The sequence below is a fragment of the Rhizobium sp. RU35A genome, from assembly GCF_900156005.1.
Classification (GTDB): Bacteria; Pseudomonadota; Alphaproteobacteria; order Rhizobiales; family Rhizobiaceae; genus Neorhizobium; species Neorhizobium straminoryzae.
In genome coordinates, this window is the sequence record NZ_FTMR01000008.1 from 64,013 (window position 1) to 86,957 (window position 22,945).

Annotated in this window: 18 protein-coding genes; 12 read left to right on the forward strand and 6 right to left on the reverse strand. The window is 64.9% G+C overall.

Annotated elements, in window-relative coordinates; all coding sequences use genetic code 11:
* The first annotated feature begins 163 nt into the window (after positions 1-163).
* The 5 genes from F3H95_RS17995 (at position 164) to F3H95_RS18015 (ending at position 7,691) form a co-directional block, all read left to right on the forward strand.
* A complete protein-coding gene (locus tag F3H95_RS17995) occupies positions 164-1,465 on the forward strand; it encodes an extracellular solute-binding protein (RefSeq protein WP_149747128.1) in 1,302 nt (433 codons plus the stop codon).
* Positions 1,466-1,536: 71 nt separating this feature from the next.
* Positions 1,537-2,472 (forward strand): sugar ABC transporter permease, encoded by a 936-nt coding sequence (locus F3H95_RS18000; protein ID WP_244618063.1) that lies wholly within the window; start codon positions 1,537-1,539, stop codon positions 2,470-2,472.
* The gene (locus F3H95_RS18005) at positions 2,469-3,311 is read left to right on the forward strand and encodes a carbohydrate ABC transporter permease (protein WP_143127431.1); all 843 of its coding nucleotides are present in this window, start codon (positions 2,469-2,471) and stop codon (positions 3,309-3,311) included. Before F3H95_RS18000 ends, F3H95_RS18005 begins: the two co-directional genes overlap by 4 nt.
* A 29-nt stretch (positions 3,312-3,340) precedes the next feature.
* Complete coding sequence (locus tag F3H95_RS18010; protein ID WP_149747004.1) at positions 3,341-6,361, forward strand: glycoside hydrolase family 38 C-terminal domain-containing protein; 3,021 nt, start codon at positions 3,341-3,343, stop codon at positions 6,359-6,361.
* 85 nt (positions 6,362-6,446) lie between these two features.
* Positions 6,447-7,691 carry an ROK family transcriptional regulator gene (locus F3H95_RS18015; protein ID WP_149747005.1) on the forward strand — a complete coding sequence of 415 codons (1,245 nt, stop codon included), beginning with the start codon at positions 6,447-6,449 and terminating at the stop codon, positions 7,689-7,691.
* On the opposite strand, the gene F3H95_RS18020 is transcribed toward F3H95_RS18015, so the two are convergent.
* Positions 7,660-8,712: a MarR family transcriptional regulator gene (locus F3H95_RS18020; protein ID WP_244618064.1), complete on the reverse strand. Its 1,053-nt coding sequence runs from the start codon at positions 8,710-8,712 to the stop codon at positions 7,660-7,662. The genes F3H95_RS18015 and F3H95_RS18020 overlap by 32 nt on opposite strands.
* 324 nt (positions 8,713-9,036) lie before the next feature.
* Here F3H95_RS18020 and F3H95_RS18025 point away from each other — a divergent pair, with 324 nt between their 5' ends.
* From F3H95_RS18025 to F3H95_RS18055, 7 genes are all read left to right on the forward strand, one after another.
* Positions 9,037-10,233: an adenylate/guanylate cyclase domain-containing protein gene (locus tag F3H95_RS18025; protein WP_244618070.1), complete on the forward strand. Its 1,197-nt coding sequence runs from the start codon at positions 9,037-9,039 to the stop codon at positions 10,231-10,233.
* Between the two features lie 100 nt (positions 10,234-10,333).
* Entirely contained in the window at positions 10,334-11,242 is a 909-nt protein-coding gene (locus F3H95_RS18030) for a LysR substrate-binding domain-containing protein (RefSeq protein ID WP_149747008.1), read from the forward strand.
* Between the two features lie 122 nt (positions 11,243-11,364).
* Positions 11,365-12,522 carry an ABC transporter substrate-binding protein gene (locus tag F3H95_RS18035; RefSeq protein ID WP_149747009.1) on the forward strand — a complete coding sequence of 386 codons (1,158 nt, stop codon included), beginning with the start codon at positions 11,365-11,367 and terminating at the stop codon, positions 12,520-12,522.
* Between the two features lie 142 nt (positions 12,523-12,664).
* Positions 12,665-13,663, forward strand: coding sequence for an ABC transporter ATP-binding protein (locus F3H95_RS18040; protein ID WP_149747010.1), 999 nt, complete (start codon positions 12,665-12,667; stop codon positions 13,661-13,663).
* Positions 13,660-14,592, forward strand: a complete 933-nt coding sequence (locus tag F3H95_RS18045) for an ABC transporter permease (protein WP_149747011.1) — start codon at positions 13,660-13,662, stop codon at positions 14,590-14,592. The genes F3H95_RS18040 and F3H95_RS18045 overlap by 4 nt, the downstream gene beginning before the upstream one ends.
* Positions 14,582-15,394, forward strand: a complete 813-nt coding sequence (locus F3H95_RS18050) for an ABC transporter permease (RefSeq protein ID WP_149747012.1) — start codon at positions 14,582-14,584, stop codon at positions 15,392-15,394. The genes F3H95_RS18045 and F3H95_RS18050 overlap by 11 nt, the downstream gene beginning before the upstream one ends.
* Before the next feature lie 23 nt (positions 15,395-15,417).
* Positions 15,418-16,845 carry a gamma-aminobutyraldehyde dehydrogenase gene (locus F3H95_RS18055; RefSeq protein WP_149747013.1) on the forward strand — a complete coding sequence of 476 codons (1,428 nt, stop codon included), beginning with the start codon at positions 15,418-15,420 and terminating at the stop codon, positions 16,843-16,845.
* A 57-nt stretch (positions 16,846-16,902) separates the two neighbouring features.
* Here the strand turns inward: F3H95_RS18055 and F3H95_RS18060 are convergent, their stop codons facing one another.
* From F3H95_RS18060 to F3H95_RS18080, 5 genes are read right to left on the reverse strand one after another with little or no spacing between them, the layout of a single operon-like run.
* The gene (locus F3H95_RS18060) at positions 16,903-17,814 is read right to left on the reverse strand and encodes an ABC transporter permease (RefSeq protein WP_149747014.1); all 912 of its coding nucleotides are present in this window, start codon (positions 17,812-17,814) and stop codon (positions 16,903-16,905) included.
* Entirely contained in the window at positions 17,811-18,905 is a 1,095-nt protein-coding gene (locus F3H95_RS18065) for an ABC transporter permease (protein WP_149747015.1), read from the reverse strand. The genes F3H95_RS18060 and F3H95_RS18065 overlap by 4 nt, the downstream gene beginning before the upstream one ends.
* The gene (locus F3H95_RS18070; protein ID WP_149747016.1) at positions 18,902-20,425 is read right to left on the reverse strand and encodes an ABC transporter ATP-binding protein; all 1,524 of its coding nucleotides are present in this window, start codon (positions 20,423-20,425) and stop codon (positions 18,902-18,904) included. The genes F3H95_RS18065 and F3H95_RS18070 overlap by 4 nt, the downstream gene beginning before the upstream one ends.
* A gap of 3 nt (positions 20,426-20,428) precedes the next feature.
* On the reverse strand, positions 20,429-21,526 hold the full coding sequence (locus tag F3H95_RS18075) for a BMP family ABC transporter substrate-binding protein (protein WP_149747017.1): 1,098 nt from the start codon (positions 21,524-21,526) through the stop codon (positions 20,429-20,431).
* Between the two features lie 26 nt (positions 21,527-21,552).
* Complete coding sequence (locus tag F3H95_RS18080) at positions 21,553-22,944, reverse strand: amidohydrolase (protein WP_149747129.1); 1,392 nt, start codon at positions 22,942-22,944, stop codon at positions 21,553-21,555.
* Between the last annotated feature and the right edge of the window lies 1 nt (position 22,945).

Below are 22,945 nucleotides of genomic sequence, written 5' to 3' on the forward strand. Positions count from 1 at the left end.
GTGATTTAATCTATTTTCCGTGACCTGCAAAGACCGTTGTTGAGGAGACGGGCGGGTCGCTGGTGCCGGGAGGAGCGGATCGGGTGGCCCAAGGTCGCCTGCGCGTTTTCCTGCGCCACAAGGCCGGTGAACCGGCCGTTTTCGAGGGAGGAGAACCCGTATGATGAGAACCGCATCCTTGACGAGCCTCGCCGCCGTGCTGGCGCTGGGCGTTGCCCTGCCGGCGATCGCCGCAGGCAATACGATTACCGGCGATACGGTCGGCCCGGACAATGCGCCGAAGACGCTGACCTTTCGCATGACGACGGACGGCCCGCGCAACAACGATCCGGCCGTTGCCGATGGTTACGGCAAGCTGTTCCGCGAGTATGTGGCGCGCCATCCTGGCTGGAAGGTCGAACTGCAGATGATGTCGGGCGATATCGGCCAGGAACAGGCCCGCCTCCTGGAGCAGGCGAAGTCCGGCAATGCCCCCGATTGCGCCGCCGTCGATTCCTTCGTGCTGCCGCTGTTCAAGAAGTCCGGTGTGCTGCAGTCCTTCGCGCCCTATTTCAACAAGGACGAAATCGACCAGCTCTTCCCCTTCATCCGCGAGGGCATTACCGGCACGGACGGCAAGATCTATGCCTGGTGGTGGGCGACCGACCTGCGCGTTCTCTACCGCAACAAGGCCGTGATTGCCGAGGCGCCGCAGACCTGGGACGACACGAAGACGGCAGCCCTTGCCTCCGTCAAGCAGGGCATGGAAGGCATCCTGTTCAATGGCGGCCGCTTCGAAGGCACGACCTTCGACTGGCTGGCCAATTTCTGGGCGGAAGGCGGCAAGCTGGTGGATGATGCCGGCAAGCCGATCTTCGGCGAGGGCGAGAACCGTGCCAAGTTCGTCAAGGCGGTCAATTACTACCGCGGTCTGGTGGAAAGCGGCGCGGCACCGAAACGCGTGGCGACCATCGGCAATTACGACGATTTCAATGCCGCTGCCGCGGCCGGCACCACCGCGCTGTTCGTCGGCGGCAACTGGCAGCTCGCCCAGCTGAAGAGCACGCTCGACGCCGGCGATTTCGCCAACTGGACCTTCTCGATGCTGCCCGGCCCGACGAAGGAACAGCGCTCCACCGGCACCGGCGGCTGGACGGTCGCGTCCTTCTCCAAGGATCCGGCCAAGGTGGAAATGTGCGCCAATCTGGCCCGCGAGATCTATATGGGCCCGGCCAATGCCCTGCAGGAGCATCTGCCGACCCGCGCCGATCTCTATGACAAGTATCCGGTTTTCGCGACGGAGGCGAACAAGGCCTTTGCGGCGGCACTGAAGGTGGGTCAGGCCCGCCCCGGCGCGCCGGTCTATCCGGAAATCTCCAACCAGATCCAGATCATGATGGGCAAGGTCCTGACCGGCTCGCAGCCGACCGAAGCTGCCGTGGACGATGCCTTCAAGGCCGCCACGGATGCCTTCAAGCGCCTCTGACGGCGACATGACGACGGGAGGACGGGCTTGGACATGGCCCGCCCTTCCCCTTCCATGCATTGCCCGACTGGATGACCGCCATGACCACAGCAATCGCCACCGTTGCGCATGCGGGCGCCCTTGCCCGCCGCCGGCAGACGCGGCCACGGGTCGCGCCCTGGCTGCTGCCGCTGATCCTCGTGCTCGGCCTGTTCTATCTCTACCCCGTCTTCGACGTGTTCCGGCTGGCGCTGACCCGCGCGACGCTGCTCGGCGAAGAGGGCGGTTACACCTTCGCGACGCTCACGCAGACGCTGGCGCGGCCGGAAATTCCGGGCATCCTCGGCGTCACGGCGATCTTCACCCTGGCCAGCGTGTTTTCCCAGCAGCTGTTCGGGCTGGCGATTGCGCTCGTCGTGGTGCGCGGCGAAAAGCGGCGTCTGTTCGGCACGACGATTGTGCGCACCACTGCGCTGATTGCCTGGGTCGTGCCCGGCATTGCCGGCGGTATCATCTGGAAGATGCTGTTCAACGAAGCGCCCTTTGGCGGTCTCAACAGCGTGCTGCGCATGCTGGGCGCCATGCCGGTGCAATGGCTGTCCGATCCGGACCTCGTGATGTGGTCCGTTGTGATGTCCAATGTCTGGCGCGGCACTGCCTTTTCCATGGTGGTGATGTATGCCGCGCTGAAGGCGATCGATCCTGTGCTGTATGAGGCCGCCGCCGTCGATGGCGCCAGCGCGCCGCAGCGGCTTTTCCATGTGACGCTGCCGCAGCTGCGCTCGGCGATCCTCGTCAACATGATCCTGATCACCATCCAGACGCTGAACACCTTCGATGCGATCATCTCGCTCACCGGCGGCGGCCCCGGCCGCTCCACCGAGGTGCTGTCGCTCTATACGTTCAATGTCGTCTTCCGCAATTACGACCTTGCCGGCGGTGCGGTGCTCTCCATCCTGATGCTGGTCATCAGCCTTGGTCTGGCGCTCGTCTACGCGGCCTTCCTGCCGAAGGGAGAGGACCGATGAGCGCCAAGACCAGAGAGCGCATCGGCGATCTGTTCAGCTATCTGTTCATGCTGGTGATCTTCGTCTTCTTCGCCTGGCCGCTGCTGTGGCTGCTGTCGCTGGCGCTGCGCACCCGCAAGGAAGTGTTCCTCGGTGTCAGCCGCTTCATTCCGAAGGCACCGACGCTCGACAATTTCGCGATGATCCTGTCCTCGGACAAGTTCCTCGCCTATCTCTGGAACGCGCTGAAGCTGTCCTGCCTGTCGGCGGTGGGCTGCCTGATCGTTGCGCTGCCGGCAGCCTACGCGTTTTCGCGCTTCCGCTTCCGCGGCAAGGGCGCCTGGATGATGGCGCTTCTGTCGGTGCAGATGATCTCGCCGCTCGTCATCATGGTGCCGCTCTACCGCTACATGGCCTCGATCGGCCTTACCGACAGCCATTTCGGCGCGACCATGGTCTATATCGCGCTCTCGGTGCCGATGGTGACCTGGATCCTGAAGGGCACGATCGACGGCATTCCGGCTGCCCTCGACGAGGCGGCGATGATCGACGGCTGCAACCGCTTCGGCGTGTTCCTGCGCGTGGTGCTGCCGCTCTCCACGCCCGGCATCGCATCCGCCTTCATCATTGCGGTGATCGGCGGCTGGTCGCAGTTCCTCGTGCCCTTCCTGCTGATCACCAAGGAATCGCTCACCCCCATCGGCGTCGGCATCTTCCAGTATGCCGGTACGCAGAACGACTCTTCCATCCAGCTTCTGGCGGCCGCCTGCCTTGTTTCCGTGGTGCCGGCCATCGTCGCCTTCCTGGCGCTCCAGCGGCTGATCCTTGGTGCCCTGACGGCCGGTGCCGTCAAGGGCTGACCCTTCCAACGACGAATATGAGTTTTGCCATGACACTGACTTCTGCCCAGCGCCTCGAACGGCTCCAGGTGCGCACCGCCGAACTGCAATTCTGGCGCGCCCGCGCCACGCGCCCTCTGGAGGGCTGGCAGTTCGACGGCAGCCCGATCGCGCTTCGCGAGGCCTGGCCGCATCGCAACGGCACCGTACACTTCACCGTCTCCGGCGAGGTTCCCGCCGATTGGCCTCTGGAAGATGTGCGGCTCTATCTCGATCTCGGCGGCGAAAGCCTGATCAGCATCACCGGCGCCGATGGCCAGGCGAAGAGCTACGGGCTCGATCCCTATCACCGCGAGTTCCACCTGCCCTCGCACGGGTTCTCGATTGTGACGGAAACGGTCGCCCGCCTGCCCTTCGGCCAGCCGGTCCGCAAGCCCTGCCTGGAACGGGCGGAACTGTTCTGGATCGACGAGGAGGTCGACCGGCTCTGGCTGCTGCTGCGCCAGATCGCGGAGGCCGTCAGCGTGCTCGACGGCCATGACGCCGTTCCCTACCTGCTGGAGGCTGCGGAAACCTGCTTCTACAGCCTTGACTGGCCCTCGGCCACGGCGGACTACGTGGCCCGCATCGCGCCGGAGACGATGCAGCAGCGGATCTGGCAGCTGCCGCCGCACAAGGAGAACCCGGAGGGCCTGAACGAGGCGCAGCGCGCCTCCGTCGCCGCCGCCTATGCGGCGCTGATGGCAAAGCTTGCCGAACTTCAGAAGCGCTTTCCGCCGCAGGGCCAGATCGCGCTCACCGGCCATGCGCATATCGACCTTGCCTGGCTCTGGCCCTATGGCGAGACCCGCCGCAAGATGCGCCGCACCTTCCACACCGCGCTGTCGCTGATGGAAGGCTCGAGCGATTTCCGCTTCAACCAGTCGACTGCGCATTACTATGCGCAGCTTGAGGAAGACGATCCGGCCCTCCTCGCGCGTATCGTCGAGCGGGTGAAGGCCGGCCAGTGGGAGGTGCTCGGCGGCTGCTGGGTGGAGCCCGATACCAACATGCCGACCGGCGAAAGCCTCGCCCGCCAGATCCTCTACGGCCAGCGGTATTTCGAAAAGACCTTCGGCGCCCGCCACAGCATCTGCTGGCTGCCGGATTGCTTCGGCTTCTCTGGCGCGCTGCCGCAGCTTCTGGTGCAGGGCGGCATGAAGAGCTTCTTCACGATCAAGGTCAACTGGTCGGAATCGAACCGCATTCCGGCCGATCTCTTCTGGTGGGAGGGTCTCGACGGCAGCCGCGTGCTGGCGCACACCTTCAACAATCCGATGGAAGGCTATAACGGCTTCGTGCGGCCCGACTGCTTCGTGCCGACCTGGAAGAATTTCCGCCAGAAGGATCGCCACGACACCACGTTGCTGTGCGTCGGTTATGGCGATGGCGGCGGCGGCGTCACACCGGAAATGATCCTGCGCGAGGAACAGCTGCGGGTCTTCCCGGCCATTCCGCAGGCGCGCTGGAGCCGCGTCGAGGATTTCTTCGAGGCCGCCCATGCCACCGCCGCCGCGCGCAAGATGCATGTCTGGCAGGGTGAGATCTATCTGGAGCTGCACCGCGCCACGCTCACCAGCCAGAGCGACGTGAAGCGCCTGCACCGCCAGGCGGAGCGCGGTCTGATCACTGCCGAAACGATCGCAAGCCTTGCCCATCTGCTGGGTGGCGCGCGTCCGCAATCGCTCGAACCCGCCTGGCGCGTGGTGATGAAGAACGAGTTCCACGACATTCTGCCGGGCTCCTCCATCGCCGAAGTCTATGTCGATGCGAGCACGGAACTTGGCAGCGTCATCGAGGAAGCGAAGGCGGCGCAGAAAGCCGGGCTCGAGGCGATCCGCGCCCAGCTGCCGGCCGGTGACGATGGCCATGTGCTGGTCGTCAACCCGTCGCTGTCGCCGCGCCCGCTGCGTCTCGATCTGGCAGACGGCCCCGTGCGGGCGCAGACGGTGGTTGCGCCGCTCTCCGTCGCCGTGCTGCCGGTCTCTGCCCTTCGGCCGCAGCCCGGTCTGGTCGCCACCGCCCGCAGCCTCGAAAACGAGGTGCTGAAGGTGACGCTGGCCGAGGACGGTTCGATTGCCAGCATGCTGCACAAGCCGAGCGGCCGCGAGGCGCTGGACGATGGCGGCAACCGCCTGTTTGCCTATCCCGCCGACAAGCCGCGCAACTGGGATGCCTGGGACGTGGAAGGCGATTATGCCGAAAAGGCCGAGGAGATCACCGGTTTCGAGAGCATCGAACTGGTGGAGAACGGTCCGCACCGCGCCGCCATCCGCATCCGTCGGCGCTGGCGCGATTCCACCATCACCCAGACGCTGTCGCTCGGTGCCAATTCCCGTCGCCTCGATATCCACACCGAGCTTGACTGGCATGATCGCCGCGTGCTCCTGCGCACGCTGACGGGTGTGGCCGTGCGCAGCCCCCGCGCCGTTTGCGAATGCGCCTATGGCGTGGTGGAGCGCCCGACGCATACCAACACCTCCTGGGACGACGCGATGTTCGAGGCACCCGCCCACCGCTTCGTCGATCTGGCCGAGCCGGGCTTCGGTCTGGCGCTGATCAACGACGCCAAGTATGGGCATTCGATGCGCGGCAACCAGCTCGGCCTGTCGCTGCTGCGCGCGCCGGTCTATCCGGATCCGCTGGCGGACGAGGGCTCTCAGGCCTTCACCTATGCGCTGATGCCGCATGAAGGCAGCTGGCATGAGGCAGGCGTGCGCGAAGAAGCCGAGGATCTGAACCAGCCGCTGCTTGCCATCGAGGCGACAGGCCTTGCCTGCGGAGAATGGCAGCCTGTATCGGTCGAGGGCATTCCGGCTGCCTTGTCCGCGCTGAAGGTGAGCGAGGAAGGCGATGGTCTTGTCCTGCGCCTTTACGAGCCGGCCGGCCGGCGTGGCTCCCTGCAGGTCAAGCCACAGGAGGGCTGGCAGACCGAAGGGCCGCTCACCATTCTGGAGGAGCCGATGGCGGATGTGCCCGCCGATGCCCTGCGCCCCTTCGAGGTGAAGAGCTGGCGTCTGCGCAAGCGCTGAAACACCTCTTCCGTCCGGCGCGAATTTACAGCATCATCCCGGGGCGGTTGCAGACCGTCCCGGGTGGACAAACAAGGACAGAGAATTGAACTATCTGGGTTCGAATGGCGAACAGGCGGCGGCGCAGAACCGTGCGACCATCCTGAACGCCATTCATCGCGGTGCGCCGATCTCGCGCACCGAACTGGCGCGCCAGTCGCGGCTGACCAAGCAGGCGGTGACGCGAATCGTTGATCGTCTGCTGGACGAAGGGCTGGTGATGGAGGCGCGTCGCCGGCAAGGCTTGCGCGGCCAGCCCGCCATCGAACTGGAAATCGACCCGGAAGGCGTCTTTGCCATCGGTGCCAATATCGACCGCGATCATCTCACCATCGTTGCCGTCGATGCGGTGGGCAATATCCGCGGCCGCATGCATCACGAGCAACGCTTCTTCCTGCCGAAGGATTTCACCCGGCTGATGGAGGAGGCCATCTCCTCCTTCCTGCGCCGCAAGATCATTCCGGAACCACGGCTGGCCGGCATCGGCCTTGCCATTCCCGACTGGCTGGGTGAGGTCGATTTCCTCGAACGTCCTGCGCATTACAGCGAATGGAGCGGTTTTGACGTGCGCGCCGCGCTGGCCCGCATCACCCACCATCCCGTCTTCATCGACAATGATGCGAATGCGGCGGCACTTGGCGAGATCGAATACGGTCTCGGCACACAGATCGACAGCTTCTTCTACATTCTCGTCAACGCCTGTCTCGGCGGCAGCCTCGTCATCAACGGCATGTGCCACAAGGGGGCCGGCGGCCTTGGCGGCGAAGTCAGCTGGTTGCCGGTGGTCGCCACCGAGGAAGGGCTTGCCGGTGAAACGCGGCCGATCGGTGACATGTATTCGCTGTTTCACCTGCTGCACCACCTGAAGGAAAACGGCATTCCCGTCACCCGTCCCTCGGACCTGCTGACCCTCGATCCGGCCGGGCGGGCGCGGGTCAGCGCCTGGCTGAAGGGCTTTGCGGTGACGCTGGCGGAGGCCATCATCGATATCGGCATGGTTGTCGATCCGGAAGCGGTTCTGATCGGCGGACGCCTGCCGGTGCTGCTGGTCGATGAACTCCTGAACCATGTCCGCGACGAGATCGGGCGGCGCGGCATGGAGGCGCCCTCGCTGCATCGCACGGCGATCTCCGAGGATGCCGCAGCGCTCGGGGCGGCCACCATGCCGCTGTCCCATCGCCTGTGCCTGCCATCTGCGGATGCAAGCCAGCAGACCCGTGTGCCGATGTCGACCGTCATGCTGCCGGCCGGCCTTGCGGTCAGCGGGTCTTCGGCAGTGCAAGCTCCATAAAGGGCAGCAGGGCGGCGCCGCGGGCAACGCCACATTGCGCAAAGGTCAGTTTGCGGATGGGCGGGATCCATGAAGCCGGCACGAAATAGGTGCCCTTGCGCTCCCGCTCGGCGATCATCATCGCAATGACCGTGTCCAGCACGGCGTCCGGCAGGCTTCCGCCAATCAGGACAGCCCCGGGGGAGACGAAGCCGCCAAGCGCAAGCACCGCATCGAGCAGGCGGGATGCGGCGCGCCGCATCCAGTCCTCGGCGAAGTCCTCGCCGAAAGTCTCAACATGGCGCTGATAGGCCGCGGCACTCGCCACCTCGTCCAGCGTCAGTTCCTCGCGGCCCGGTCGCATGCTGCCGATGCCGCCCGCGCGACCATGCACGCCGCGAAAGAAACGCCCGCCCGTCATCAGGCCGGCGCGCACGATCTCATCGACCAGGATTACCGCGAAGCCCCCCTCCGGCTCGCCGATACCGAGAATACGCTCCGCGGTGACGACCGCTTCCACATCCTTGACCACGAAGGACGCCAGATTGGAAAGCGTGGGCATCCGCTCAATCTCTGTGGCATCGACGCCTGGATGGCAGGCAATGCCGATGCCGCTGAGGCTTTCGGCACACCGGTCGCGGATCGTGGCGACTGTGTCCGCCAGCCTGTCGGACGGTACTGTCTGTTGCAGGACGAGATGGCCCTTGAGATCGACGAGGGCGAGATCCACCACGTCCGGGCGCAGCCAGAGCCCCAGCCCGTGAACGCTTCCGGCCACCAGTGAAAACTCGGCCGCCTTGTAGCGGTCACCCACGTCGCGCTGACCCTGCTCCACCACGCCCGCTGCAATCAGGCGCTTCAGAATGCCGGTGATGGCGGGTTCGGTGAGGCTCAGATGGCCGGCAAGTTCCTGGCGCGTCAGCGCACCGTGCCGGCGCAGCAGCGCCAGCACGACACGCGAATTGTGGTCGGCAATGTCCTCCGGGCTGATGCCCGCGCCGCCCCGTTCGCCGTCACCGTCGCGCTTTTGCCCCCGTGCCAATCGCCGGCCTGCCTTCAATCCCTGCCTCGCTTGCGTGATCATGCCGTGGCGAACCGTTCCTTCTCCGGCAACTGTTTCTTCTTTATACATTATTTTTCAGCGCCGTCGTCCATCCGCGTTGTGCCGCAAGGCTGATTTTGCCGTGCATTGCCGAAGGTTCGCAGCCCCTTCCGGGAAAGGGCCGACGGGTGATTCCTGCGATCTCCCGACTTTGCCTCTTGAACCCAGCCGCCTGCCGGACCACCTATCCGGCGCGCGTCGGAGCGCATGCGGCGGCTCTTTGACCGACCGGATATCCGGATGGCGCTTCTCACGGGGGATAGCATGGGCGAGGCACACGACACCACCGAAGGCAAGGAGGTTGCCGATCCCCGTACCATCATGCCCTGGCTTCTGACCCGGACGCATGACGAACGTTTCATCGACAACGTGTTTGTCGCGCTGTGCGACCGGCTGCGCCTGGCCGGCGTGCCGGTGGCGCGCGCCACCCTGCATTTCCGTATCAATCATCCGCAATGGATGGGGGCACGCATCCTGTGGCGTACCGGTTTTGCGGAGGCCGAGATCGATACCGTCGACTATGGCGTCGAGAACTCGCCGGAATTCCTGATGAGCCCGATCCGCGACCTGCATGATGGCGTGGCGGAGGTGCATCAGATCCTGACGGTCGATGATCCGGCCCGCCCCTACCCGATCTTTGCGGAACTGCGGCAGGAGGGGCTGACCGACTACCTCGCCATGCCGCTGCAGCACACGCTGGGAAAGCGTCATGCCGTAACCTTTGCCAGCGATGCGCCCGGAGGATTTGCGCCGGAGCATCTCACCCTTCTGCGGGCGCTGGTGCCGGTGCTGGCGCTGGTCAGCGAGGTGCGCATCAAGAACGCGCTGGCCCGTACCCTGCTTCGCACCTATGTCGGCCCGCATGCGGGGGAAAAGATCCTGGCCGGCGCCACGCGCCGCGGCAGCGGCGTTACCCTCTCGGCGGTCGTGATGATCTTCGACGTGCGCAATTTCACGGAGATTTCGGACCTCTGGCCACGCGACGATGTGATCGGCATGCTGAACCAGTGCTTCGACGCACTGTCCGAACCGATCGAACGGCATGGCGGCGAGATTCTCAAGTTCATGGGCGACGGGCTGTTGGCCGTCTTCCCGCTGGAGGGGGAGGATGTCTGCCAGCACGCCTTCGATGCTCTGGCGGAAGTCCAGGTCGCGATGGATCGGCTCAATCGATCGCGCGAAGCCGCGAACCAGCCGGCGCTCCGCTATGGCATCGGTGTCCACTGCGGCGATGTCATGTATGGCAATATCGGTTCGTCCTCGCGTCTTGATTTCACGGTGATCGGCCCGACCGTCAATATCGCCTCCCGTCTGGAAACCCTGACCAAGACCGTTCATCGCCCCGTCCTGATGTCGGAAGCCTTCATCCGCGCTGGTCAACTGGAGACGCAGGTCGAGCATGTCGGCAGTTTTCCGCTGCGGGGGCTTTCCCAATCGGTGGATGTGTTTGCGCCGCGCTGAGCGGTGGCCAAGGCTTCCTCCGTCTCGAACCGCTTGTGGTTCCGTGTCATAGAGATTGTGAAGCGGCCACCGGTGGCGGCCTGCGATGCATGAGGGGCAGATGGCGTTCACGCTGCGGCAGTTGCAGTATTTCGTGGCGGTGGCCGAGCAGGGCACTGTGTCGGGCGCGGCGCATGTCCTGTCCATCTCGCAATCCTCGATCACCGAAGCCGTGAAGGAACTGGAACGGGATCTGGGCGTGTCGCTGTTCGAGCGGCATCCGCGCGGCCTCGCCATTACCCAGCAGGGCCACCAGTTTCTTCGCCACGCGACGAAGATCCTTGCCAATGTCGCCGAGGCGCGGCAGGTCTTTGATTCGGATCCCGGAAAGACGACCGGCACCCTGCAACTTGGTGTCACCTCGCTGGTCGCCGGCTATGTGCTGTCGGATCTGCTCGCCCGCTATCGCCGCGCCTTCCCCGGCGTCGAGGTCGGTACCGTCGAGGACGAGAGCAACTACCTGGAGCACCTGCTGGTCGGCGGCGAACTCGATGTGGCGGTCATCCTGCTCAACAATCTGCGCGACCGGCAGGCGCTACAGTTCGAGACCCTGGACATGTCGCCCTTCAATCTGTGGCTGCCGGCCGGCCACGCGCTTGCGGCCCTCCCCTCGATCACCGTCGAGCAGATTGCCGAACAGCCGCTGATCATGCTCACCACCGACGAGATCGAGGAGGCGACGCGCAAGCTGCTCGCCGTCTTCGGCGCGCGGCCGCGGGTCGCCTTCCGCACGCGCTCGGTCGAGGCCGTCCGCAGCCTTGTGGCGACCGGCGCCGGTGTTGCCATCCTGCCGGACATGATCTACCGGCCCTGGTCGCTGGAAGGCGATCGCATCGAGACGCGGGACGTTTCCGCCTCGCTGCCGGCAATCCACGTCGGTCTCGTCTGGCGTCGTGGCCTCACCCTGTCGCAGCCGCTCAAGAACTTTATTTCTCTGGCCCAGACCCAGCGCGCGCCGCGGCTCCGATAACGAGGGACGAGAGCATTCGGTTTTTCCGATACCGGGCTTTTGATAAAAGAAATTGTGAAGCCGAAGGCGCTGGTTATCATCCCCTCCAACAAGATCGGCAAATCCGAACACAGGGGAACATCATGAAGACCTTCTTGCGCATCAGCAGCGCCGTCGTTCTGCTATCCAACACCCTGCAGCCCGCATTTTCGACGGAGATGAAGACCGCAATCGGCCCCGGCGAGGGGCAGGTGGATATCGTGGCCTGGGCCGGCTACATGGAGCGCGGTGACACCGACAAGACCTATGACTGGGTGACCGGCTTCGAAAAGGAGACCGGCTGCAAGGTCAATGTGAAGACCGCCGCCACCTCCGACGAGATGGTCACCCTGATGAACCAGGGCGGCTTCGACCTCGTCACCGCCTCCGGCGATGCGTCGTTGCGCCTGATTGCCGGCGGCAAGGTGCAGCCGGTCAATGTCGGCCTGATCAAGACCTGGTCCGGCGTCGACATGCGTCTGCAGAATGCGCCGTGGCACACGGTGGGCGGCGTCCATTACGGCACACCCTATCAGTGGGGGCCGAACGTCCTGATGTACAACACCAAGACCTTCGGCGGCAAGGCGCCGGAGAGCTGGGAGGTGGTGTTCAAGGAGATGATGCTGCCGGACGGCAAGTCCAACAAGGGGCGCGTGCAGGCCTATGACGGGCCGATCTACATTGCCGATGCCGCGCTCTACCTGAAGTCCGCCAGGCCGGACCTCGGTATCAAGGATCCCTATGCGCTGACCGAAGACCAGTACAAGGCGGCGATCGAGCTTCTGAAGGGGCAGCGCAGTCTGGTTGGCCGCTACTGGCATGATGCGACGGTGCAGACCGACGACTTCAAGAACGAGGGTGTGGTCGCGTCCGGTTCCTGGCCCTATCAGGTGAACCTTCTGGAAGCGGACAAGCAGCCGATTGCCTCCACCATTCCGAAGGAAGGTGCCACCGGCTGGGCCGACACCACGATGATGCATGTGAACGCCGCGCACCCCAACTGCGCCTATATGTGGATGCAGCACTCGCTGACGCCGAAAGTGCAGGGCGATGTTGCCGCCTGGTTCGGCTCCGTTCCCGCCGTTCCCGCGGCCTGCAAGGGCAACGCGCTGTTGGGTGACAGCGGCTGCGCCACCAACGGCTTCGACAATTTCCAGAAGATCTCGTTCTGGCGGACTCCGGTGGCCAAGTGCGAAACGGGAACCTGCGTGCCCTATAGCCGCTGGGTGAGCGACTACATCGCCGTCATGGGCGGCCAGTAAGGCTTTCTACGGGGCGGCGCGCCGATCGGCAGACGGTTCGCCGCCTCCTTCTGCACTTTCCAGCCATCCGGCAGTTGCTCGCATAAAGCCCCCTGCCTGCCTGACCCGAACCTGTGGCCTCATCGGCCATTGCGGAGGACCTATGACTTCAGCCGTCAGTTTTCGCGCTGTCTCGCGCCACTTCGGCAGCGTGCGTGCCGTCGATGCCGTCGATCTCGATATTCCGGCCGGCGAATTTTTCGCCATGCTCGGCCCCTCCGGCTCCGGCAAGACCACCTGCCTGCGGCTGATGGCCGGCTTCGAACAGCCGACCAGTGGCGCGATTGCCATTCACGGCCGGGATGCGACGGGACTGCCGCCCTGGCGGCGCGCCGTCAACACCGTGTTTCAGGACTATGCCCTGTTTCCGCACATGACCATTCTCGACAATGTCGCCTATGGTCTGATGGTGAAGGGCGTGGATCGGGCAACCCGGCGTCGCGCGGCGGAAGAGGCGCTCGATCTGGTAAAACTCTCCGGCTATGGCGCGCGCCGCACCGGGCAGCTTTCGGGCGGCCAGCGCCAGCGCGTGGCGCTGGCCCGTGCGCTGGTCAACAAGCCGAGTGTGCTGTTGCTCGACGAGCCGCTCGGCGCGCTCGACCTGAAGCTGCGCGAGGCGATGCAGGAGGAGTTGAAGGGGCTGCAGAAGGCGCTCGGCATCACCTTCATCTTCGTCACCCATGATCAGGTCGAGGCGCTGTCGATGGCCGATCGCGTCGCCGTCTTCCATCAGGGACGGATTGTCCAGGCCGGTACGCCGGAAGAGATCTACCACAATCCGCGCAGCCGCTTCGTTGCGGATTTCGTCGGCTCCTCCAACATTATGCCGCCGGCGCTCACCGCCCGGCTGACGGGGGAGCGGCGCTGGGCGAGCCTGCGGCCCGAACTGCTTCGCCTCGGACGATGGGAGGACGGGCTGGTGCTGGAGGGAACGCTGGTCCAATCGAGTTTCCTCGGCGCCTTCCGCCGGCTGGCTGTCCGGGTGGAGAGCGAGATGCTGCACGCCAATCTGCCTGCCGGCGTCGGCGTGCCGAGCGAGGGCAGCGCGATCACGCTCTCCTTTGATCGCAGCGCGCTCAATCTGCTGGATGATGCGCCATGAGCCTTGTCGTCGGCGCAGAACCCCTCTCCTCCCGCGTGTCCGGCCTTCTTTGGCGCCGGCCGAACCTGCTCATCCTGCTGCTGCTTCTGCCGCCACTCCTCTGGCTCGGCCTGATCTATGTCGGCTCGCTGTTCTCCCTGCTGCTGCAGAGCTTTTTCTCGATCGACGATTTCACCGGACAGGTGACGCATGAGGTCACGCTTCTGACCTATGCCGAATTGCTGCGGCCGTCGAACCTCGACATCATCACCCGCACCGTCACCATGGCGGCGCTGGTGACGGTTGCGTCGGCCATCATCGCCTTTCCCGTCGCCTATTACGCGGCCCGCTATGCAAAGGGGCGCTGGAAGGCCTTCTTCTATCTCGGTGTCATGCTGCCGCTCTGGTCGAGCTATCTCGTCAAGATCTATGCCTGGAAGATGATCCTTTCCAAGGAAGGCATCGTCAGCTGGCTTGCGGCGAAACTCGGCCTCGGTGTCTTGCTGGACGGCTGGCTGTCGCTGCCGGTGGTGGGGGGCAATTCGCTGTCCGTCAGCGCCACCGGCACCTTCCTCGTCTTCGTCTATATCTGGCTGCCCTACATGATCCTGCCGATCCAGGCAGCACTGGAGCGGGTGCCGGCAAGTCTGATCGAGGCCTCGCACGATCTGGGGGCGGCACCCGGCGCGACCTTCCGGCATGTGTTGCTGCCGCTTGCGCTGCCGGGCATTGCCGCCGGCTCCATCTTCACCTTCTCGCTGACGCTTGGCGATTACATCGTGCCGGGCATCATCGGCACCTCGCGCCTGTTCATCGGCCAGGCCGTCTACATGCAGCAGGGCACGGCCGGCAACATTCCGCTTGCCGCCGCCTTCTCCGTGGTGCCCATGCTGATCATGGCGCTCTATCTCTGGCTTGCGAGGAAGATGGGAGCTTTCGATGCGCTCTGACCGGTCGACCGCCCCCCTCCTTCTGAAAATCGCGGCCGCCGCCGGGCTGCTCTTCCTGCATCTGCCGATCCTGCTGATCTTCGTCTATGCCTTCACCACCGAAACCCGCAGCTTCCAGTGGCCGCCGCCGGGTTTCACCACCCGCTGGCTGGCGGTGACCTGGGAGCGCCCGGATGTGTGGCAGGCGCTGATGCTGTCGCTGAAGGTCGCCGCGATCGCCACCCTGCTTGCCCTGGTGCTTGGAACGCTGTGTGCCGCTGCGCTGTCGCGGGCGCGCTTCTTCGGCCGGGAGGCGGTGTCGCTGCTGGTCATCCTGCCGATTGCGCTGCCCGGCATCGTCACCGGCATCGCGCTGCGCTCCGCCTTCGGTCTTGCGGAATTGCCCTTCTCCTTCTGGACCATCGTGCTCGGCCACGCCACCTTCTGCATCGTGGTGGTCTACAACAATGCGGTGGCGCGCTTCCGCCGTCTTTCCGTCTCGCTGATCGAGGCTTCCTACGATCTGGGCGCCGATGGCTTCCAGACCTTCCGCCATGTGGTGCTGCCCAATATCGCGACCGCGCTTCTCGCCGGCGGAATGCTGGCCTTCGCGCTGTCCTTCGACGAGGTGATCGTCACCACCTTCACCGCCGGTCAGCAGCAGACGCTGCCGATCTGGATGCTTCAGGAACTCATCCGCCCGCGCGAGCGGCCGGTGACCAATGTCGTCGCCATGGCCGTCGTGCTCGTCACCTTTCTGCCGATCCTTCTCGCCTACGCGCTGACGCGTGAAGGCGAGGACACCGCCGGCAGCGGCAAATGAACAGACTGAAAGGACCCCTGGACATGGACACGCAAATGCTGATCGGCTCCTCCTTCGTGGCCGGCGAGGAGCGCGAAGAGAAGATCCTGAACCCCCGCACGGCAGGCGTGATCGCCGAACTGCCGGAGGCCGGCCCCGGACAGATCGACGCGGCGGTGGCCGCCGCCCGCACCGCGTTTGCCGGCTGGTCGCGCACCACACCCGCCGAGCGTTCCGCCTATCTCCTGAAGATCGCCGATGCGATCGAGGCCGATGCGGATGCCTTTGCCGCGCTCGAGGCGCTGAACTGCGGCAAGCCGATCAACGCCGTGCGCAATGACGAGATTCCGGCCATTGTCGATTGCTACCGTTTCTTTGCCGGTGCGATCCGCAACCAGCAGGGCACGCTTGCCGGCGAATATCTGCCGGGCTTCACCTCGATGATCCGCCGCGACGCGATCGGCGTGGTAGGCTCGATCGCCCCCTGGAACTATCCGCTGATGATGATGGCCTGGAAGCTGGCGCCCGCCATTGCCGGCGGCAACACGGTGGTGTTCAAGCCCTCGGAACAGACGCCGCTGACGGCACTCAAAATGGCGAGACTGCTTGCCGGCATCCTGCCGGAGGGCGTGGTCAATATCATCCTCGGGCGCGGCGAAAGCGTCGGCAACCAGATGATCAACCATCCCGGTATCGACATGATCTCGATCACCGGGGATATCGCCACCGGCAAGAAGGTGCTACAGGCGGCGGCGAAATCGGTCAAGCGCACCCATCTTGAACTCGGCGGCAAGGCCCCTGTCATCGTCCATGGCGATGCGGATCTGGAGGCGGCGATTGCCGGCATCCGCACCTTCGGCTTCTACAATGCCGGCCAGGATTGCACGGCCGCCTGCCGCATCTACGCCCACCGCTCCGTCTACGACACGTTCGTTGCCGATCTCAGCAGTGCGGTCGCCTCGCTGCATTATGCCGATGCCGATGACAGCCTGAACGAGATCGGCCCGCTGATCTCGCAGCGCCAGCGCGACCGCGTGGCAAGCTTCGTTCAGCGTGCTGCTGAAGCCGATCACATCGAGATTGCCACCGGCGGCCAGCTGTTCGACGGGCCGGGCTTCTATTACCAGCCGACGGTGGTGGCCGGCGCGCGGCAGGATGACGAGATCGTGCGCCGCGAGGTATTCGGCCCGGTCGTTTCCGTGACGCCGTTTGGCGACGATGACGATGTGATCGCCTGGGCAAACGAATCCGACTACGGCCTCGCCTCGTCGGTCTGGACGAAGGATGTGTCGAAGGCGATGAAGGCGGCCGCCGGCCTGCGCTATGGCTGCACCTGGGTGAACACGCATTTCATGCTGGTCAACGAGATGCCGCATGGCGGCCTGAAACAATCGGGCTACGGCAAGGATCTGTCGCAATATGCGCTGGAAGATTACACGGTGGTCCGGCACGTGATGATCAATCACGGCTGACGAACCCGTTTCCTGCGCGGGCGGCCGCCATCGGCGCGCCGCCCGTCGTCATCCCGTTTACGGCTTGTAGGGCTCTCCAAGCGAGGCGACGCCGTTCAGCTTCAGCAGGCGCCGGTTGGACGAAATGATGCCGAGCACCAGGATCGTCACCAGATAGGGCAGGCTCGCCAGCAGTTGCGAAGGCAGTTCCACGCCGCCCGCCTGCGCGGCAAGCCCGGCCAGCGACACCGCCCCGAACAGGCAGGCGCCGAGGAAGATGCGGCCCGTCAGCCAGGTGCCGAACACGACAAGCGCGATCGCGATCCAGCCGCGGCCGGCAATCATGCCATCGGCCCAGAGCGGCGTGTAGACCGTCGAGGCATAGGCGCCGGCAAACCCGGCCATCACGCCGCCGAACAGCACGGCTGCCAGCCGGATCAGCATGACCGGATAGCCGATGGAATGCGCCGCCTTCGGATTTTCGCCGACGGCCCGCAGCACCAGGCCGGCCTTCGAGAAAGCAAAGCCCGCCCAGATCAGAAGCGTAGCGAGAAGCGACAGCCACACGACGATATCCTGCACGAACAGTCCGCCGACGACGGGAAGATCCGCAAGACCCGGCATGGCGAGTTTCGGCAGGCCCTTTACCGTCAGGCTCTCATAGGTCTTGCCGAACAGGGCGGAGAGGCCCTGCCCGAAGATGCCGATGGCAAGCCCCGCCGCCACCTGATTGGCCTGAAGGCCGAGCGTGACGAAGGCAAAGATCAGCGCCAGCAGCGCGGCGCCCAGCCCACCCACGACGAAGGCCAGCAGATGGCCGCCGCCGTGATAGACCACGATGAAGGCGAGCGCGGCGCCCAGCGCCATCAGCCCTTCCACGCCGAGATTAAGCACACCCGCCCGCTCGGCCACCAGCTCGCCGAGGGCCGCCAGCAGGAAGGGCGTTGCGGCGGCCAGCATGCCGGCCAGGATGAATTCGATGGCGTTCATGCCCTGCTCCGTGTGCTGGCCGACGGCCATTCGAGCCGATAGCGAACGAAGGCCATCGCGATCAGATAGGCAATCAGCAGGCTGCCCTGGAATACCCGCACGGCGGCAATCGGCAGATCGGCTGAAACCATGGCATTGTCGCCGCCGATGGAGAGCGCCGCCATCACCAGCGCGGACAGGACGATGCCGAGCGGATGCAGGCCGCCGAGATAGGCGACGATGATGGCCGAATAACCGTAGCCGGTGGAGATGGAGCGCTGCAGCTGGCCGAGCGGCCCTGCGACTTCGGCCGCACCCGCCAGACCGGCGGCAAAGCCGCCAATCAGCAGCGACAGCCAGATGGCGCGTGCCTCCGAAAAGCCGGCATAGGCGGCGGCCCGTGGCGCAAGTCCGCCCACCTCCAGCCGGTAGCCGGGAAAGCTTCGCTGCATGAAGACAAAGGCAAGGCCCGACAGCAGGAAGGCGATCAGCAGCGAGACGTTGACGCGGGTTCCCTCGAACAGGAGCGGCAGCATGGCATCGTACTGGAACATCACCGATTGCGGAAAATTGAAGCCGTTCGGATCCTTCCACGGGCCGAGCAGCAGATAGTTCAGCACCTGCGCGGCCACGAGGCTCAGCATCAGCGAGACGAGGATCTCGTTGGCGTTCAGCCGCACGCGCCAGAAGGCGGTGATGGCGGCCCAGAGCGCCCCGCCCATGGCGCCGGCGAGCAGCATGGAGGGCCAGATCCAGCCGCCGGTTGCCTGCGGATACCAGACCGGGATGGCGGAGGCGAAGATCGCTCCCAGAATGAACTGGCCTTCGGCGCCGATGTTGAACACTTTTGCGCGAAAGCCGATCGCGAGCCCCTGCGCGATCAGAAGCAGCGGCCCGAGTTTCAGCAGCACTTCGGAAAAGGAGGCCCAGGACAGGAAGGGCTCCAGCAGCATGGCATGGAACACGGCGCCCGGCTGCTTGCCGATCGCCACATAGAGCAGAAGGTTGACGAGGGTCGCGCCAGACAGCGCAAGGAGCGGCGCCAGCAGCGTGACGGCAAGCGAGGCACGTTCGCGGCGCACCAGATGCGGCAGGGCAAGGCGCATGCTCATGCGGAAAGCGCCTCCCGTGCCGCTTCGGCGCCCATCATGTAGCGACCGATCTCTTCCGGCTTCGTATCGCGGGCATTGAGCGGCGCGCTCAGCGTTCCCTTTCGCAGCACCTGGATCTGGTCGCACAGATCGAATAGCTCTTCCAGCTCCTCGGAAATCACGAGAATCGCCATCCCCTCGTTGCGTAGCGCCATCAGCTTGCGGCGGATGTCTGTGGCGGCGCCGATATCGACGCCCCAGGTGGGCTGCGCCACGAAGAGCAACTTCGGTTTCAGCATGATCTCGCGTCCGACGATGAATTTCTGCAGGTTGCCGCCGGAAAGCGCCCCGGCCTCGGCCTCGGCGGAGGGCGTGCGCACGTCGAAATCGCGGATACAGTCTGCGGTGAAGGCGGCGGCGCGGGCGCGGTCGATCAGCCCGTGCCGCTGAAGCCCGAGAGGATGCGCCGTCAACAGACTGTTGCGGGTGAGCGAGAGTTCCGGGACGGCACCCCGGCCGAGGCGGTCTTCCGGCACGAAGGCAAAGCCGAGTCGTCTGCGCTCCGCCGGGCCGAGATGGCCGACGGGCTGGCCCATCATCTGCACCTGTTCCCGCCGCGCGGCCGGCAGCCGGGTCTCGCCCGAGATGAAGGCGGCCAGTTCCGCCTGTCCGTTGCCGGAGACGCCGGCAATGCCGAGGATCTCGCCGGCCCGCAGGGTGAGGTTGACGCTGGAGAGCGCCACGGCGAAGGGATCGTCCGGTGTGTCTTCGAGGCCGATCAGTTCCAGCCGCGTCTCGCCGGCCGGTGCCGCGGTGACGGGCAGCGGTTCCGGCATGTCGCGGCCGATCATCATGCGTGCCAGATCATGCGCGTCATGGTCGCGCGGGTCCACATGGCCGGTCACTTCGCCGCTGCGCAGGATGGTTGCCCGGTCGCAGATCGCGCGGATTTCCTCCAGCTTGTGCGAGATGAACAGGATGGAGACCCCGCCATCGCGCAGGCGTCGCAGCGTGTCGAACAGTTTTTCCACGGCCTGCGGCGGCAGCACCGAGGTCGGCTCGTCGAGGATCAGCAGCTTCGGATCGGTCATCAGGCAGCGGATGATTTCCACCCGCTGTCGCTCGCCGACCGACAGCGCATGCACATGGGCGAGAGGATCGACCTCGAGCCCGAATTCCTCGCCGAGCGCGCGGATGCGCGACAGCAGCGCCCGCCTTTGCCCCGGCACCACCAGCGCGATGTTCTCGATCACCGTCAGCGTCTCGAACAGCGAGAAATGCTGGAACACCATGCCGATGCCGCGTTTGCGGGCCGAAGCGGGGGAGGAAAGGCGCAGGGGCGCGCCCTTCCAGAGCATCTCGCCCTCGTCCGGCGTCTCGACGCCGTAGATGAGCTTCATCAATGTGGACTTGCCGGCGCCGTTCTCGCCCAGGATGGCGTGAATGGAGCGCTCGCCGACCTCCAGCGAAATGCCGCGATTGGCCCGCACGGGACCATAGCTTTTCGTGAGGTTGCGAAGGGAAAGAAGCGGCGCCGTCATGGATCACTTCGGCAGCGGCGTCACGACACCCTTGACATGCCAGTCCATCGCGACGATCTCGCCATCGGCCATGGTCTTGCCGGCGGCCACGCCGACACTGCCATCCACCTTGGTGATCGGACCGGTGAAGGGCGAGAAGCTGCCGGCGGCAATCTTGCCTTCCACGTCCTTGATCTTTGCCACGGTGTCGGCGGGGATGGCCGGGTTCCAGTCGACGACCTGGACCACCTTGTCGGCCACACCGAGGAAGGCATTGGCGCCCTTGAACTTGCCGGCCAGATGCGCATCGACGGAGGCCTTGAAATAGGGCGACCAGTCCGTGGCGACGCAGCCGAGATAGGTCTTCGGCGCGTATTTCTTCATTGAGGAGTTGAGGTTGAAGGCATAGACGCCCTGTTCCTCGCAGAGCGAGATGACGGAAGGCGTATCCTGCGCGTTGGAGAAGATCACGTCGCATTTCTGCGCGATCAGCGCCTTGGCCGCTTCCTGTTCCTTGGCCGGATCGAACCACGAATTCACCCAGACCACGGAGATCTCGATGTTCGGATTGACCGCCTGCGCGCCGAGCGCAAACGCATTGATGGAGGTGATCAGTTCCGGAATGGCGAAGGCCGAGACGGAGCCGAGCTTGCCGGTCTTGGACAGGGCTGCGGCCGCCATGCCCATCAGGTAGGTGCCCTGGAAATATTTCGCGGCAAAGGGCGAGAAGTTCGGCGCGACCTGGAAGCCGGAGGCGTGCAGCACGGAAACCTTCGGGTTGCGGCGGGCGATCTGCAGGGCGCCGTTCTGGTAGCCGAAGGAGCCGGCGACGAGGAAATGGTTTCCGTCGGCCACCGTCTTGTTCATGATGCGGTCGGCATCCGGGCCTTCCGCGATGTTTTCCAGTACGGTGATCTTCACCTTGTCGCCATAGGCGGCCTTCACCGGCTCAAGGCCGGCCTTCAGTGCATGGCCCCAGCCCACGTCACCGATCGGCGAGGGCACGACGAGGGCGATGCCGAGCGGTTCGGCAGCGGTGGCGAGATGGCTGCCAAGCGTTGCCGCAACGCCGGTCGCTGCGGCGCTCTTCATCAGGTGTCTGCGTGTGATCGAATAGGACATTCCTGTTCCCCTGTTTTGTGAACGTCTCAGAATTGAACCGTGGCGAGGGCGGCTTCCGCCTCCGCCGCAAGCTTTGCCTCGTCGAGGCCCGGAAACTCGCCCTTCTTCCAGACGATACGGCCGTTGATCATTGTCATGTCGGTCGCCATCCCGACACCGACCTTGGCGAGCAGGCTCAAGGGGTCGTGGCGGGTGCCGACATAATCCATGCGGCGGGTGTCGATCGCGAAGAGATCGGCGGCCAGGCCGGGCGCAAGCCGGCCGATATCGGCGCGGCCGAGCAGCGAGGCACCGCCCGTCGTCGCATAGGCGAGGAAGGCGGCAGGCTCCGGCACCGGATGGCTGCGGGTGGCGGCCACGAGGCATTGCAGCATGTAGCCGGAATGGATGCAGTGCATCAGGTTGGAATTGTCGTTGGAGGCAGCGCCATCGCAGCCAAGGCCGATGCGCAGGTTGAGTGCTGCCATGGCCGGAATGTCCGTCACCTCCGCGCCGACCAGATAGACCGGCTCCGGACAATGGGAGAGGCCGGTGCCATCCGCCGCCATGCGGGCAAGTTCGGCATGCGAGAGTTCCCAGCCATGCGCATAGAAGGCATCCGGCCCGGCAAAGCCAAGCTCGGCGCAGTAATCCACTGTGCGCATGCCGTGCCGTGCGGCAATCACCGGGCTTTCCCCTTCCCCGACATGGGTGTGCATCATCACGCCGCGGTCACGGGCAAGGGCAACGCTTTCCACGAAGGTTTCGCGGTAGCAGTTCACCGGCTGGCAGGGGGCGACCACCACCTGTCGCATGCTGAAGGGCGCGGCATCGTGGTAGGTGTCGATCACGCGGGCGCAATCGGCGATGAACTCGTCGGTGGTTTCCAGCATCTCGTCCGGAATGGTCGAGCCTTCCGACTTTGGCAGCGTGTTGCCGCCCCGCCCGGCATGAAAGCGCATGCCGAGCAGGTCTGCCGCCTCGAACTGCCGGTCGATCAGCCGTTTTCCGGCATGGCGCGGAAAGCAGTACTGGTGATCGAAGGCGGTGGTGCAGCCGTGCTTGATCAGTTCCGCCATCGCCGTCAGCGAGGAATGGTAGAAGCAGTCCTCGTTCAGCCGTGAAAACACCGGATAGATGCGGTCCAGCCACTCGATGACGGACAGCTTCGTCCAGTCGAGATCGGCCCGGTTGCGCACGAAGGTCTGGAAGAAATGGTGGTGGGTGTTGATGAGGCCGGGATAGACGAACCATCCGGAAGCATCGATCACTTCAGCGCCGGCGGCTTCCTCCGTTGCCGAAAGGTTCGGTCCGATCGCGAGGATTGTCGGGCCCTCGGTCAGAAGGTCGACATGACGCAGAACCGTCTGCCCGGTGCCGTCATCGACGATCACCGCATCGGCGCCACGCAGCAGATATCTTGTCGGTTGGGAGACCATG

Coding starts and splice junctions, on each gene's coding strand:
- F3H95_RS18025 (WP_244618070.1), top strand. CDS start 9,037: ATGGGCGAGGCACACGACACCACCGAAGGCAAGGAGGTTGCCGATCCC.
- F3H95_RS18065 (WP_149747015.1), bottom strand. CDS start 18,905: ATGAGCATGCGCCTTGCCCTGCCGCATCTGGTGCGCCGCGAACGTGCC.
- F3H95_RS17995 (WP_149747128.1), top strand. CDS start 164: ATGAGAACCGCATCCTTGACGAGCCTCGCCGCCGTGCTGGCGCTGGGC.
- F3H95_RS18050 (WP_149747012.1), top strand. CDS start 14,582: ATGCGCTCTGACCGGTCGACCGCCCCCCTCCTTCTGAAAATCGCGGCC.
- F3H95_RS18060 (WP_149747014.1), bottom strand. CDS start 17,814: ATGAACGCCATCGAATTCATCCTGGCCGGCATGCTGGCCGCCGCAACG.
- F3H95_RS18030 (WP_149747008.1), top strand. CDS start 10,334: ATGGCGTTCACGCTGCGGCAGTTGCAGTATTTCGTGGCGGTGGCCGAG.
- F3H95_RS18035 (WP_149747009.1), top strand. CDS start 11,365: ATGAAGACCTTCTTGCGCATCAGCAGCGCCGTCGTTCTGCTATCCAAC.
- F3H95_RS18055 (WP_149747013.1), top strand. CDS start 15,418: ATGGACACGCAAATGCTGATCGGCTCCTCCTTCGTGGCCGGCGAGGAG.
- F3H95_RS18005 (WP_143127431.1), top strand. CDS start 2,469: ATGAGCGCCAAGACCAGAGAGCGCATCGGCGATCTGTTCAGCTATCTG.
- F3H95_RS18000 (WP_244618063.1), top strand. CDS start 1,537: ATGACCGCCATGACCACAGCAATCGCCACCGTTGCGCATGCGGGCGCC.
- F3H95_RS18010 (WP_149747004.1), top strand. CDS start 3,341: ATGACACTGACTTCTGCCCAGCGCCTCGAACGGCTCCAGGTGCGCACC.
- F3H95_RS18040 (WP_149747010.1), top strand. CDS start 12,665: ATGACTTCAGCCGTCAGTTTTCGCGCTGTCTCGCGCCACTTCGGCAGC.
- F3H95_RS18070 (WP_149747016.1), bottom strand. CDS start 20,425: ATGACGGCGCCGCTTCTTTCCCTTCGCAACCTCACGAAAAGCTATGGT.
- F3H95_RS18080 (WP_149747129.1), bottom strand. CDS start 22,944: ATGGTCTCCCAACCGACAAGATATCTGCTGCGTGGCGCCGATGCGGTG.
- F3H95_RS18045 (WP_149747011.1), top strand. CDS start 13,660: ATGAGCCTTGTCGTCGGCGCAGAACCCCTCTCCTCCCGCGTGTCCGGC.
- F3H95_RS18075 (WP_149747017.1), bottom strand. CDS start 21,526: ATGTCCTATTCGATCACACGCAGACACCTGATGAAGAGCGCCGCAGCG.